Below are 12,610 nucleotides of genomic sequence, written 5' to 3' on the forward strand. Positions count from 1 at the left end.
GGCGGGGGCGGGGGGCTGGCAGAATGGCGGGGGCAGTCAAGGAATCAAGGAGGCCCCGTGACGACGGCAGGACCCCCCGTACGCGGCCGCTCGACCAAGCAGCGGGCCGCGGTCGCGGCGGCGCTGAGCGAGGTGGACGAGTTCCGCAGCGCCCAGGAGCTGCACGACATGCTCAAGCACCGCGGCGCCTCCGTCGGCCTCACCACGGTCTACCGCACGCTCCAGTCCCTCGCGGACGCGGGCGAGGTCGACGCGCTGCGCACCAGCGACGGTGAGACGGTCTACCGGCGCTGTTCGACCGAGGACCACCACCACCATCTGGTGTGCCGCCTGTGCGGCAAGGCGGTCGAGGTCGAGGGGCCGATGGTCGAGCAGTGGGCCGAGGCGGTCGCCACGGAGCACGGCTTCGTGAACGTGGCGCACACGGTCGAGATCTTCGGCACCTGCGCGGAGTGCGCGGAGAAGTAGGCCTGACGCGTACGGGAAGGGCCCGCACCGGACGTGTCCGGTGCGGGCCCTTCCCGTACGCGTCAGGCCTTGTCGAGGACGGCCATGTCGGCCGGGTCGACGCCGCCGAAGCGGCGGTCGCGGGAGGCGTACTCGACGCAGGCCCGCCACAGGTCACGGCGGTCGAAGTCCGGCCACAGCACGTCCTGGAAGACCATCTCGGCGTAGCTGCTCTGCCAGATCAGGTAGTTGGAGGTGCGCTGCTCGCCGCTGGGCCGCAGGAAGAGGTCGACGTCCGGCATGTCCGGGTAGTACAGGTACTTCTGGAAGGTCTTCTCGTTGACCTTCGACGGGTCCAGCTTGCCGGCCGCCACGTCCCGGGCGATGGCCTGCGCCGCGTCGGCGACCTCGGCCCGGCCGCCGTAGTTGACACAGAAGTACAGCGTCATGGCGTCGTTCCCGACGGTCTGCTCCTGGGCGATCTGGAGCTCCTCCACGACGGACTTCCACATCTTGGGCATCCGGCCGACCCAGCGGATGCGGATGCCGAGCTCGTCCATCTCGTCGCGGCGGCGGCGGATGACGTCCCGGTTGAAGTTCATGAGGAAGCGGACCTCCTCGGGCGAGCGCTTCCAGTTCTCGGTGGAGAAGGCGTAGAGGGAGAGGTTCTTCACGCCCATCTCCAGGCAGCCCTTGAGCACGTCGAGGACGACGCCCTCGCCGACCTTGTGGCCCTCGGTACGGGGCAGGCCGCGCTCCTTGGCCCAGCGGCCGTTGCCGTCCATCACGCAGGCGACGTGGTTCGGCACCAGCTCGGCCGGGAGCTTCGGCGGGCGGGCGCCGGACGGGTGCGGCTCGGGGGTCTTGTACTCCCGGCGCTGCCGCCCGAGGATTCCGCGTCGTGCGATGGCCATGCGATGGATCTCCTAGCTCTTTTCTACGTAGCGCAGGGAGCGCAGGCCGCGCTCCAGATGCCAGTGCAGATAGGCGGACACGAGTCCGCTGCCCTCCCTGACGTGACGCGGCTCGCACGCGTCCGCCGTCGCCCAGTCGCCGGTGAGCAGCGCACTGAGCAGGCCGATGGCCTCCGCCGAGGGTACGACGCTTCCGGGCACCCGGCAGTCGCCGCATATGACGCCGCCCGCCGCGACCGAGAAGAACCGGTTCGGCCCGTGGAGTCCGCACTTGGCGCAGTCCTCGAAGCTGGGCGCGTACCCGTTCACGGCGAGGGAGCGGAGCAGGAAGGCGTCCAGGATGAGGTGGGGCGCGTGCTCACCCCGGGCGAGGGTCCGCAGGGCGCCGACGAGCAGGAGGTACTGCTGGACGGCCGGCTCGCCCTCGTGGTCGGTGAAGCGCTCCGCCGTCTCCAGCATGGCCGTGCCCGCCGTGTAGCGGGCGTAGTCGGTGACGATGCCGCCCCCGTAGGCGGCGATGGTCTCGCTCTGGGTGCAGAGCGGCAGCCCGCGGCCGATCAGGTCGCTCCCCCGGGCGAAGAACTGCACGTCCACGTGCGAGAACGGTTCGAGCCTGGCCCCGAACTTGGACTTCGTGCGCCGCACGCCCCTCGCCACGGCGCGTACGCGGCCGTGACCGCGCGTGAGGAGGGTGATGATGCGGTCCGCTTCACCCAGCTTCTGGGTGCGCAGCACGATGCCGTCGTCGCGGAACAGACTCATGCCCCCATTCTCCCGTACGGCGGGGGCCGCCCGGACCGGGTACGGCGCCGGGCGGCCCCCTGCGGGAGGGCGGGGACCCCGCCGGAGCTCAGGGCACCTCGCCCCGGCTCCGCGCGTTCACGTGGGCCGTGGCCGCGCTCAGCCGCTCCGCCGAGGTCGCCTCGCGCACCCCGTCGGGCTCGACGTCCCACTCCCGGCCGCCGCCGAGCGGCCGGACCTGGATGTAGGGCCCCTCGTGCCCCATGACTCTCGCGACCCGTCCGGTACGGATCTCGACGACGTACGCCCCGATGGGCAGGGTCATGACCGGTCCTCCTCCCCCGGCAGTACAGCGGCGGCGAGGAGCCGGGCCGTTTCCACCGTGCAGCATCCCAATTCCACGAGCGGCCTCGGGGGCTCGGCGGCGAGGGTGACGACGTCGAGCCCCAGCGAGGGAAGGGTGATTCCCGCTCGCGCCAGCGCCTCGCGCAATTCCGTCACGACCTCCTGTGCCACGCGTACCGTCCCGGTGGTCGATCGTTTGATGTCTTCCTTCACCAACGTATGCCTTTCTGAATCCATTTCCGGCTTCCCCACTCCAGGGTGGCGTCCGATCCGTAGAATCGACAGACGCGCAGGCCATACAACTGCGAGGTCGGGTGGGGGAGTTAATCCATGGCCAGAGGCAAGCAGCAGGACGCGTGGGTCTTCTTCGGCGAGCTCCTGAAGGAACGCCGGGAGGCGGCGGGGCTCTCCCAGGAGGAACTGGGCAGACGGGTGTTCGTATCGGGCGCCTACATCGGACTGTTCGAGCAGGGAATTCGAAAGCCACAGAAAGACGTGGCCCAGCGAATCGACGAAGTCCTACAAACCGGCGGTATTTTCGAACGAACGTGGCGCAAGCTCATCGACAAGTCACCGTACGCCTCGTATTTCACGGAGGTGGCGGAGCTGGAGGCGGTGGCGACGAAGCTGTGCGAGTTCGCTCCGCTGGTCGTACCCGGGTTGCTCCAGACGGCGGAGTACGCGCGGGCGGTGACGGTCGCGGCGAACCCGTTCGCCACGGACGCGTACGTGGAGGAGAAGGTCAGCGCGCGGATGGAGCGCGCGGCGATCCTCCAGGACGCTACAAGGCCCGAGTATTGGGTGATCCTGCACGAGAACGCGGTGCTCACCCCGGTGGGCGGCGAGGCGGAGATGGCCGCGCAACTGGACCACATCGCGGCGATGATCCGACAGCGGTGGGTACTGGTGACGGTGCTTCCGCGCGCTGCGGGCGCGCACGCCTCCATGAACGGGACGCTGAAGCTCATGGAGTACGCGGACCAACCGCCAACGGCCTATACGGAGACGTCGTTTTCAGGGACGCTCCTCGACGATCCGGCGGTGGTGAAGCGCGCACAGCGGGCCTACGATCTGCTGAGGGTCACCGCCTTGTCGCCGGAGGTGTCCCTGGCCCTGATCGAATCGGCGGCGGAGGACTTCAGACGATGCGCCAGTACGACCTGAACAACGCCCGTTGGTTCAAGAGCAGCTACAGCAACGGTGAGGGCGGCGACTGCGTCGAGGTGTCGCACGACTTCGTCGGCGCGTGGCGCAAGAGTTCGTACAGCAACGGCGAGGGCGGATCGTGCCTCGAAGTCCTGGACGACCGCCCCGGCGTCGTGCCCGTCCGTGACAGCAAGAACCCCACCGGTCCCGTCCTCGTCGTCCCCGCCGCCGCCTGGGCCGTCTTCGTCGCGGGCGTCAAGGGATGACGACCACCCCCTCCCTCCTCCTGCGGGGCGGCGCCGGCTCCGTCCTCCGGTTCGAGGGGGGCGGGCCGGTCACCCTCCGCCGGACGGACAAGGAGCACCGGATACCCCTGGCGGCGATCCAGCTCGTCCACGCGGAGGGCCGGTCCGTCGCGATCGTCCTGTCGGCGCCGGAGGGGACCGAGCCGAGGATCTACCGGGTCACGGACGTGAGCGAGGCCGCCGCCCTCGCGTTCGCCGATGCCGTGACCGCCGCGCTGCCGGCGGAGCCCGCGCCCGACGGCGCCGCGCTCGTCACCACCTTCGCCCTCGCCGACCCGCCGCCCCGCGCCACCAGGAACTGGATCGTGGGCGGCGTCGTCGCGGCGGTGCTGGTCGCGGTGGACGTGTTCATCGCACTGAGGGCTCCGGAGGGCGAGTACGCCTTCGGCTTCTTGATGGCCCTCGTCTTCGGCGGCATCGGCGCCTTCATGATCCATCTCGCGGGCGTGGAGACGTACCGCCAGTGGCACCTGCCGAGGCACGGCATCACGGTCATGGGCGAGTTCAGCCACTACACGAACAACCGGAAGGTGTACCGGTTCACGGACGCCACGGGCGGCCGGCACACGTACACGACGACCTCGGGTCCCGACCGGATCGAGCTGGCCTACGACCCGCGCGACCCGCGGCGGGTCGTCCACCCGGCCGGGCCGTACGAGCGGATCGGGATCGCGTTCGTCACCCTCCTGGGGTGCGGGATCGCCGGCGGCAGCCTCTACGCCCTCGGGGCCATCCTGTTCGTGACGGTGAAGGGCTGACGCCGCTGGGCCCCCGCCCCTACCATCACCGGCATGTCGATCATCGCGTCGCTGCCCATCCTCCCCGGCCGTGACGGCGTCGTCCTGAGCGCCGTCGGGCGCGGGCTGGTCCTGGAGCGCCCCCGCGAGGTGCTGACGGTCCCCGGCGAGGCCGTCGCCCGCGTCTGGACCGAGGGGCGGACCATAGCCGTGGAGCTGCGGGCGCGATCGGGCGCAGAGCCGGTCGTGCACCGGGTCGAGGACGTGGACGAGACGGCCGCGGCGACCTTCGCCGCCGGGGTGAACGCGCTGCTGCTCGAACCGGCGGAGGAGATCGACGGCGCCGCGCTCGTCATCGTGCGGACGCGCAGGACGCTCTGGCGCGAGCGGTACCTGCGCCGGATGAAGCGGTTCGTGCTGGCCTGCGTCGGTGCGGTCGTGGGCGTGAGCGTGCTCTCCGTGCTGGTCGGTGACGTCGGACGGGCCATCGCGGTCGTCCCCGTCGGGTTCCTGACCACCGCGGCCCTCGGCTTCGGCGTGTACGAGGTCGGGAAGTGGCTGCACGTGCGGCGCGTCCGCAAGCACGGCACCAGGGTCTTCGCCCGGCCCGCGGACTCGCCGGGGGCGTACCTCTACGTGGACGACCGGAACGTCACCCGGGTCGTCTTCCCGGACTCCCACGGTTCGTACGCCGAGGTGTGCTACGACCCGGAGGAGCCGGCGGAGGTCCACCCGGTGAAGCCGTCGTTCACCCAGCGCTTCAACACCTTCATGGGATGGTTCCTGCTGTTCCTGGGCCTCGACGGCGTGGCGCTGACGGTTCTCATCCTCCTCATGCCCTTTGAGTAGCCATAAGCCTGCCTTATGAGTCCATAGACCGGGGGCGGGTACCGCTGGGCGCGGCGCGTTAATTAGGGTGACCTAAGTGTCGGCGGCTTCGCCGCCACGTCGTTTGCGAAGGGAACCCAGTCATGCCCCGCCCCCTCCGGGTCGCGATCGTCGGCGCCGGCCCCGCCGGAATCTACGCCGCCGATGCGCTGCTGAAGTCCGAGGCCGCCACCGAGCCGGGCGTGTCCATCGACATCTTCGAGCGGATGCCCGCCCCCTTCGGCCTCATCCGCTACGGCGTCGCCCCCGACCACCCCCGTATCAAGGGCATCATCACCGCCCTCCACCAGGTGCTCGACAAGCCGCAGGTCCGCCTGTTCGGCAACGTCGACTACGGCACCGACCTGCACCTGGACGACCTGCGCGCCTTCTACGACGCCGTGATCTTCTCGACCGGCGCCATGGCCGACCGCGAGCTGAAGATCCCCGGCGTGGAGCTCGAGGGTTCCCTCGGCGCCGCCGACTTCGCCTCCTGGTACGACGGCCACCCGGACGTCCCGCGCACCTGGGACCTGTCGGCCGAGAAGGTCGCCGTCCTCGGCGTCGGCAACGTGGCCCTGGACATCGCCCGCATCCTCGCGAAGACGGCCGACGAGCTGCTGCCGACCGAGATCCCGCCGAACGTCCACGAGGGCCTGAAGGCCAACAAGGCCGTGGAGATCCACGTCTTCGGCCGCCGGGGCCCGGCCCAGGCCAAGTTCAGCCCGATGGAGCTGCGCGAGCTGGACCACTCGCCGAACATCGAGGTCATCGTCAACCCCGAGGACATCGACTACGACGAGGGCTCCATCGCGGAGCGGCGCAAGAACAAGCAGACCGACATGGTCGCGAAGACCCTGGAGAACTGGGCGATCCGCGACATCGGCGACCGCCCGCACAAGCTGTTCCTGCACTTCTTCGAGTCCCCGGTGGAGATCCTCGGCGAGGACGGCAAGGTCGTCGGCCTGCGCACCGAGCGCACGGAGCTGGACGGCACCGGCAACGTCAAGGGCACCGGGCAGACCACCGACTGGGACGTCCAGGCCGTCTACCGAGCGGTGGGCTACCTCTCCGACGAGCTGCCCAAGCTTCCCTGGGACACCGCCAGCGGCACCGTCCCGGACCAGGGCGGCCGGGTCATGGAGGGCGACGCGCCGATGCCCTCCACGTACGTCACCGGCTGGATCCGGCGCGGCCCCGTCGGCCTCATCGGCCACACCAAGGGCGACGCCAACGAGACCGTGGCGAACCTGCTGGACGACTTCGCGCACGGCCGCCTGCTCACCCCCGAGACCCCGGAGCCGGAGGCCGTCGTCACCTTCCTGGAGGGCAAGGGCCTCACGTACACGACGTGGGAGGGCTGGTACGCCCTCGACGCCGCCGAGAAGGCGCTCGGCGAGCCGCAGGGCCGCGAGCGCGTGAAGATCGTCGAGCGTGAGGACATGCTGCGCGCGAGCGGCGCCATCGACTGACCCCCGAGCGCCCGACCGATCCGGCCGGAACCGTCCGGCACGCCCCGCCCCGGGGCCGTGCCGGGCGGTTCCGGCGTTCCGGCGGTGCTCAGGCGGTCGGCCCGGCCCCGGATCCGCCCTCCGGGTGGCCCCCTCCGGTCCGGCACCGCGCCGCCCGGCCGGGCGGCGGACCCGCGGATACGCTGGAAGGCCCGGAAGAGGTGAGGCCATGTCCGCACCCACGACGGACCCGGTCGCGCGGGCACGGGACGCGGCGGCCCGGGAGTCCTGGGCCGAGGCGTACGCGCTGCTGCACGCCCACGACGCCCGTCCCACCCGGGCGGTGGCCGCCCGGGACCTGTCCGCGCTGGCGGAGGCGGCCTGGTGGGCGGGGCACGTGGAGGAGTCCGCCGCGGCCCGGCTGCGGGCGCACGCGGCCCACGTGGCGGCGGGCGACCACCGGGGCGCCGGTCTGGAGGCCTGGTGGCTCCACCACACCTACGCCGGTCTCGACCGGCCCGCGGCGGCGGCCGGCTGGCTGCGCCGGGCCCGGCACCACCTGGACGGCCTGCCGCCCTGCCCCGAGCAGTGCTTCCTCGCCTGGACCGACGCGGAGCGGGCCGCCGCCCACGGTGACGCCGTCACGGCGCTGACGGCGAGCCACCTCATGACGACGCTCGCCGCCTGCTCCGGCAGCCCCGACCTGATCGCCCTCGCCCGGCAGACCGCGGCCTCGGTCCTCCTCGCCCAGGGCCGCCGCCCCGAGGCCCTCGCCCTCCTGGACGAGGCGGTCCGCGCGGCCACCTCGGGCGCGCTCAGCGGCCGGTTCACCGGGCTGCTCCTCTCCCTGGCCCTCACCCGCTGCCTCCGGGCGGCCGACCTGCCCCGCGCGGTCGCGTGGACGGACGCGGCGACCGCCTGGGCCGCCGCTCCCTGGACGGGCCGCCCCGCCCGGGCCTCCGCCTCGCTCGCCGCCCCGTCCTGCGAGAACCCCTTCCGCGGGGTGTTCCGGGCCCGGCGGGCCGAGGTGCTCGACCTGCTCGGCGCCTGGACGCGCGCCGAGTCCGAGGCCCGGCAGGCCTGCCACGAGATCCCCGCGGACCAGCCGGAGGCCGCCGCCGCCGCGTACCGCACGATCGGCGACGTCCAGCGACGGCAGGGCCGCCTCGCCGAGGCCGCCCGCTCCTACGCCCGCGTCCACGACCTGGACCACCTGCCGCAGCCCGGCCTGGCACTGCTGCGCCTCGCCCAGGGGCGGCCCGACGCGGCCGTCGCCGGGCTCGACCTCGCCCTGGCCCACCAGGACGATCCCCGCCGCGACCTCCTGGGCCGCTCCCGCCTGCTCGCCGCCCGCACCGAGGCGGGCCTCGCCGCCGGAGACGTACGGGGCGCGGCCCGCGCGGCGGCGGCCCTGCACGCCCTCGCCGGGGACGCCCCCCTCCCCCGCGCCCTGGCCGGCACCGCGTACGGCGCGGTGTGCCTGGCCCGTACCGCCTCCGGGAGCACCGCGGAGGCGGTCGCCGTGCTGCGGCGGGCCCGCGACGCCTGGCTGGCGGCCGGCGTCCCCTACGAGGCCGCGCGGACCCGCACCCTGCTCGCGGCGGCGTACCGGACGGCCGGCGATCCAGCGGCGGCCCGGCACGAACTGACCTCGGCGCGGGACGCCTTCCACCACCTCGGCGCCCGCCCCGACGCCGACCGCGCGGCCGCCCTGCTCCGGCACCCGCGCACCCGTCCTCCGGGCGGAGGCCGCACCGGCTGATCGGTCCGGACGACCCCGCGAGGCAACTTCGCGGCCCGATCCCCCGTCTGGCAGTCCGTACCCCTCCCCCTGGAACGGAGCCTGCCGGTGCTCGTAGGACTGCTGACCGCCATCGCCGCCTCTGTCTGTTACGGCACGGGCTCCGTCCTGCAGGCCGTCGGGTCGCGCAAGTCCGCGCGGCGGGAGCCGGACGCCTCCGGGGGGCTCACGGAGCGGGGCGGGCCGAGCCTCGCCTCCACCGCGAAGGCGGCGACGACCTGGGAGTTCGTCGTGGGCACGATCCTGGACTTCGTCGGCTTCGGACTGGGGGCGCTCGCGGCCCGGATGCTGCCCCTGTTCCTGTCCCAGACGGTGATCAGCGCGAATCTGGTGGTCACGGCGGTGCTGAGCGTCCGGCTGCTGGGGATCCGGCTCACCCGCGCGGAGTGGACCTCGATCGGCGTGGTCTGTTCCGCGCTGGTGCTCCTGGCGAGCGCGGCGGGCGCCGAGGGCGGCGGACACACCCCGGTCGCGACGCACTGGTGGCTGCTCGCGGTCTCCCTGCTCCTGATGGCGGGCGGCACGGTGCTCGTACGGCTGCTGGGGGCGCGGGCCGCGATCCTGGCCGGTCTGCTCTCCGGGCTCGGGTTCGGCGCGCTGGGTGTGGGAGTGCGGATCCTGGGCGGCGTCGACCCCTTCGACCCCGGCGTGCTGCTCGCGGACCCGGCGCTCTACGCGATCCTCGTCGCCGGGATCGGCGGCATGTACCTGCACACCGTCGCGCTGCAGATCGGCTCGGTGAACGGGGCGACGGCGGCGCTGGTGGTCGGCGAGACGGTGCTGCCCGGCATGGTCGGGGTGTGGTGGCTGGGCGACGCCTCCCGCCCGGGTCTCGCCTGGCTCGCCGTCCTCGGTTTCGTGCTCGCGGTCGTCGGCGCGGTGGCGGTGGCGTGGTTCGGCGCGCCGGAGGGGCAGGAGGAGGCCGTGGACGCCGGGCGGGCACCGGCCCCGGAGCCGGCGGCCGGTACTCCCGCTCTGCGCTGACGCGGCCGTTACGGGACCGTGCGGGCCGTGCTGAGGAGGCGGGCGGTGTCGGCCGGGTCCAGGGCGAGGGCGTCGCCCACGGTGCCGAGGACCTCCGTCTCGGCGGGGGTGTACGGGCCGTCGGCCAGGGCGATCCGGGCCGCCTGGACCAGGATCGACTCGCGGCCCGAGGGCAGGAGGTGCGGGGTGAGCGGGTCGATGGCCTCGTGGATCTCGATCGCGAGCAGCGCGCCCTCGGGGTTCACCTGGGGCATGAAGCGGCCGGTGTCGGCCTCCAGGGCCTCGACCAGGTCGACCAGCTGGACGGCCGTGCAGTCCACGTAGCCGGCCGCGCGGACCGCGTACACCGCCCGGTCCAGGACCTCGCGCGAATCGGTGCCGCCGGCCGCGAGGACGGCGAGGGCGACGGTGTGCACGGCGTCGCGCAGCATCCCGGAGAACCGGCTCGTCGTCGGCCGGTCGAGCACCTCCGTGCCGAAGTGCGTCTGACAGGAGGCGCACTCGATGACGGGGCCCGTACAACCGCGGGGCAGCACGGGGACGCCCAGGACGGCGAACCTGCGGCGGCCGGTACGGCGTCGGTAGTTGCGGTCGCCTCCGCACTCCTCGCAGAAGAACTCACCGTCCCCGACGGTGTTCCAGGAGGTCCGGATCCCGCACACGGTCACCTTTCCCCCACCTGAATTCCGGGCAGACCGCACACGCACCTCCTCAACGGCCCGGCTGCACTGCCGGCGTTGGCGTGATGTTAGCCACATCCTCGATCCGCCGTCAGCACCTCGTCAGCACTTCGCCCCGGAGATGGCCGAGACACGTCACCGCCTCGCGGGGTCCGGCGACGGTGTTCCGAGCGCGCCCGCAAGGCCCTGCGCGGCGGGAACGGGGTGCGGGAGAGGCCGTGCGGCGCCCGGCCCGCCGGCCGAAGCGGTGAGCGTGAGATCACTCTCCGGAGTGGCCGGACCGGCCCCGGGGGCACCGCCGCCCCGCCCCCTGCGGGAGGGAGCGGGGCGGCGGACGGGTCGTGCCGGGTCAGCGGGCGGAGCGGTTGACCGCCGAGATGACCGCCTTCAGGGAGGCGCGGGTGGTGTTGGCGTCGATGCCGATGCCCCACAGCACCTTGCCGTCGATGGCGCACTCGATGTAGGAGGCGGCCTGCGCGGAGGCGCCCTCGCTCATCGTGTGCTCCTGGTAGTCCAGCAGGCGGGCGTCGACGCCGATGGACTGCAGGGCGGCGAAGAAGGCCGAGATCGGGCCGTTGCCGGACCCGGTCAGAACGGTGTCGACGCCGTCGACGACCGCCTCGACGGTCAGCGTGTCCGTGCCGTCCGTGTCGGAGGTGGTCTGGCCGGAGCGCAGCTGGATGCGGCCCCAGGGGTTCTCCGGGTTGGGCAGGTACTCGTCCTGGAAGACGGACCAGATCGCGGCCGGCGTGACCTCGCCGCCCTCGGTGTCCGTCTTCTGCTGGATGATCTTCGAGAACTCGATCTGCATCCGGCGGGGCAGGTCCAGCTTGTGGTCGTTCTTCAGGACGTACGCGATGCCGCCCTTGCCGGACTGGGAGTTGACCCGGATGACGGCCTCGTAGGAGCGGCCCACGTCCTTGGGGTCGATCGGCAGGTACGGGACGGCCCACTCGATCTCGTCGACGGTCCTGCCCTGGGCGGCCGCGTCGGCCTCCATGGCGTCGAAGCCCTTCTTGATGGCGTCCTGGTGGGAGCCGGAGAAGGCGGTGTAGACCAGGTCGCCCGCGTAGGGGTGGCGCGGGTGGACCTCCATCTGGTTGCAGTACTCGGAGGTCCGGCGGACCTCGTCGATCTGCGAGAAGTCGATCTGCGGGTCGACGCCCTGGCTGAACAGGTTCATGCCCAGGGTGACCAGGTCGACGTTGCCGGTGCGCTCGCCCTGCCCGAACAGGCAGCCCTCGACGCGGTCGGCGCCGGCCATCAGGGCCAGCTCGGCCGCCGCCACGGCCGTACCGCGGTCGTTGTGCGGGTGGACGGACAGGCAGACGTACGCGCGGCGGGTCAGGTTGCGGGACATCCACTCGAAGCGGTCCGCGTGGGTGGAGGGCGTCGAACGCTCCACGGTGGCGGGCAGGTTCAGGATGATCTCGCGGCCGGGCCCGGGCTGCCAGACGTCGCAGACCGCCTCGCAGACCTCCAGGGCGAAGTCCAGCTCGGTGTCGGTGAAGATCTCCGGGCTGTACTGGTAGCCGAAGGTGGTCTCCGGGCCCAGCAGCTTCTCCGCGTACTCCATGACCAGGCGGGTGCCGTCGACGGCGATCTGCTTGATCTGCTCCTTCGAGCCGCGGAAGACGACCCGGCGGAAGGTGGGGGCGGTGGCGTTGTACAGGTGGACGGTGGCGCGCTTCGCGCCGACCAGGGACTCCACGGTCCGCTCGATCAGGTCCTCGCGGGCCTGCGTCAGGACGGAGATGGTGACGTCGTCCGGGATCGCGCCCTCTTCGATGATGGAGCGTACGAACGCGAAGTCGGTCTCGCCGGAGGAGGGGAAGCCGACCTCGATCTCCTTGTAGCCCATGCGGACCAGCAGGTCGAACATCTCGCGCTTGCGGGCGGGCGACATCGGGTCGATCAGGGCCTGGTTGCCGTCGCGCAGGTCGGTCGACAGCCAGCGGGGCGCCTTGGTGATGCGCTTCTCGGGCCAGGTGCGGTCCGGGATGTCGACGGCTTCGTACTGCCCGTACTTGTGGATGGGCATCCCGGACGGCTTCTGCAGGTGCGTCGCGTTGGTGACGGGCGTCGGGCGGTCGACGAACGGAGACTGCGACTGGTGCGGGGACATTGCGTAGGGCTCCTCGGGGGTCCTGCGGGAGGGACGGCCGACTGTCGAAGCGCAACACCGAAACCCG

Annotated in this window: 14 protein-coding genes; 8 read left to right on the forward strand and 6 right to left on the reverse strand. The window is 72.4% G+C overall.

Annotated elements, in window-relative coordinates:
* Nucleotides 1-57: 57 nt before the first annotated feature.
* Nucleotides 58-468, forward strand: a complete 411-nt coding sequence (locus ACFY60_RS07190) for a transcriptional repressor (RefSeq protein ID WP_309057866.1) — start codon at nucleotides 58-60, stop codon at nucleotides 466-468.
* Nucleotides 469-530: 62 nt separating this feature from the next.
* On the opposite strand, the gene ACFY60_RS07195 is transcribed toward ACFY60_RS07190, so the two are convergent.
* The 4 genes from ACFY60_RS07195 to ACFY60_RS07210 all read right to left on the reverse strand — a co-directional run bounded on the left by ACFY60_RS07195 (nucleotide 531) and on the right by ACFY60_RS07210 (nucleotide 2,603).
* A complete protein-coding gene (locus ACFY60_RS07195) occupies nucleotides 531-1,355 on the reverse strand; it encodes an isoprenyl transferase (RefSeq protein ID WP_309054679.1) in 825 nt (274 codons plus the stop codon).
* An 18-nt stretch (nucleotides 1,356-1,373) separates the two neighbouring features.
* Nucleotides 1,374-2,123, reverse strand: a complete 750-nt coding sequence (gene recO, locus ACFY60_RS07200) for a DNA repair protein RecO (protein WP_345283427.1) — start codon at nucleotides 2,121-2,123, stop codon at nucleotides 1,374-1,376.
* Nucleotides 2,124-2,211: 88 nt separating this feature from the next.
* On the reverse strand, nucleotides 2,212-2,427 hold the full coding sequence (locus ACFY60_RS07205) for a hypothetical protein (RefSeq protein WP_309054677.1): 216 nt from the start codon (nucleotides 2,425-2,427) through the stop codon (nucleotides 2,212-2,214).
* Entirely contained in the window at nucleotides 2,424-2,603 is a 180-nt protein-coding gene (locus ACFY60_RS07210) for a hypothetical protein (protein WP_375165761.1), read from the reverse strand. The genes ACFY60_RS07205 and ACFY60_RS07210 overlap by 4 nt, the downstream gene beginning before the upstream one ends.
* A 174-nt stretch (nucleotides 2,604-2,777) precedes the next feature.
* Here ACFY60_RS07210 and ACFY60_RS07215 point away from each other — a divergent pair, with 174 nt between their 5' ends.
* From ACFY60_RS07215 to ACFY60_RS07245, 7 genes are all read left to right on the forward strand, one after another.
* Complete coding sequence (locus ACFY60_RS07215; protein ID WP_388608543.1) at nucleotides 2,778-3,611, forward strand: Scr1 family TA system antitoxin-like transcriptional regulator; 834 nt, start codon at nucleotides 2,778-2,780, stop codon at nucleotides 3,609-3,611.
* Entirely contained in the window at nucleotides 3,593-3,859 is a 267-nt protein-coding gene (locus ACFY60_RS07220; protein WP_388608545.1) for a DUF397 domain-containing protein, read from the forward strand. Before ACFY60_RS07215 ends, ACFY60_RS07220 begins: the two co-directional genes overlap by 19 nt.
* A complete protein-coding gene (locus ACFY60_RS07225; RefSeq protein WP_388608547.1) occupies nucleotides 3,856-4,656 on the forward strand; it encodes a DUF3592 domain-containing protein in 801 nt (266 codons plus the stop codon). The genes ACFY60_RS07220 and ACFY60_RS07225 overlap by 4 nt, the downstream gene beginning before the upstream one ends.
* A gap of 33 nt (nucleotides 4,657-4,689) precedes the next feature.
* Nucleotides 4,690-5,484, forward strand: coding sequence for a hypothetical protein (locus tag ACFY60_RS07230; protein WP_388608549.1), 795 nt, complete (start codon nucleotides 4,690-4,692; stop codon nucleotides 5,482-5,484).
* 122 nt (nucleotides 5,485-5,606) lie between these two features.
* Nucleotides 5,607-6,974, forward strand: coding sequence for an FAD-dependent oxidoreductase (locus ACFY60_RS07235; RefSeq protein WP_388608552.1), 1,368 nt, complete (start codon nucleotides 5,607-5,609; stop codon nucleotides 6,972-6,974).
* 208 nt (nucleotides 6,975-7,182) lie between these two features.
* Nucleotides 7,183-8,715: a LuxR family transcriptional regulator gene (locus tag ACFY60_RS07240; protein ID WP_388608554.1), complete on the forward strand. Its 1,533-nt coding sequence runs from the start codon at nucleotides 7,183-7,185 to the stop codon at nucleotides 8,713-8,715.
* 87 nt (nucleotides 8,716-8,802) lie between these two features.
* Nucleotides 8,803-9,738: a hypothetical protein gene (locus ACFY60_RS07245; RefSeq protein WP_388608556.1), complete on the forward strand. Its 936-nt coding sequence runs from the start codon at nucleotides 8,803-8,805 to the stop codon at nucleotides 9,736-9,738.
* 8 nt (nucleotides 9,739-9,746) lie between these two features.
* Here the strand turns inward: ACFY60_RS07245 and ACFY60_RS07250 are convergent, their stop codons facing one another.
* Together ACFY60_RS07250 and leuA are read right to left on the reverse strand one after the other, a co-directional pair.
* Entirely contained in the window at nucleotides 9,747-10,439 is a 693-nt protein-coding gene (locus ACFY60_RS07250; protein ID WP_388608558.1) for a TerB family tellurite resistance protein, read from the reverse strand.
* A gap of 328 nt (nucleotides 10,440-10,767) precedes the next feature.
* Nucleotides 10,768-12,543, reverse strand: a complete 1,776-nt coding sequence (gene leuA / locus ACFY60_RS07255) for a 2-isopropylmalate synthase (RefSeq protein ID WP_388608560.1) — start codon at nucleotides 12,541-12,543, stop codon at nucleotides 10,768-10,770.
* Between the last annotated feature and the right edge of the window lie 67 nt (nucleotides 12,544-12,610).

The organism is Streptomyces sp. NPDC012827 (genome assembly GCF_042900905.1).
Lineage (GTDB): Bacteria > Actinomycetota > Actinomycetes > Streptomycetales > Streptomycetaceae > Streptomyces > Streptomyces gulbargensis.

Bases quoted from the DNA above. Each gene is read 5' to 3' on its own strand.
- ACFY60_RS07205 (WP_309054677.1), bottom strand. From the start codon at position 2,427: ATGACCCTGCCCATCGGGGCGTACGTCGTCGAGATCCGTACCGGACGG.
- ACFY60_RS07240 (WP_388608554.1), top strand. From the start codon at position 7,183: ATGTCCGCACCCACGACGGACCCGGTCGCGCGGGCACGGGACGCGGCG.
- ACFY60_RS07220 (WP_388608545.1), top strand. From the start codon at position 3,593: ATGCGCCAGTACGACCTGAACAACGCCCGTTGGTTCAAGAGCAGCTAC.
- recO (WP_345283427.1), bottom strand. From the start codon at position 2,123: ATGAGTCTGTTCCGCGACGACGGCATCGTGCTGCGCACCCAGAAGCTG.
- ACFY60_RS07230 (WP_388608549.1), top strand. From the start codon at position 4,690: ATGTCGATCATCGCGTCGCTGCCCATCCTCCCCGGCCGTGACGGCGTC.
- ACFY60_RS07225 (WP_388608547.1), top strand. From the start codon at position 3,856: ATGACGACCACCCCCTCCCTCCTCCTGCGGGGCGGCGCCGGCTCCGTC.
- leuA (WP_388608560.1), bottom strand. From the start codon at position 12,543: ATGTCCCCGCACCAGTCGCAGTCTCCGTTCGTCGACCGCCCGACGCCC.
- ACFY60_RS07235 (WP_388608552.1), top strand. From the start codon at position 5,607: ATGCCCCGCCCCCTCCGGGTCGCGATCGTCGGCGCCGGCCCCGCCGGA.
- ACFY60_RS07215 (WP_388608543.1), top strand. From the start codon at position 2,778: ATGGCCAGAGGCAAGCAGCAGGACGCGTGGGTCTTCTTCGGCGAGCTC.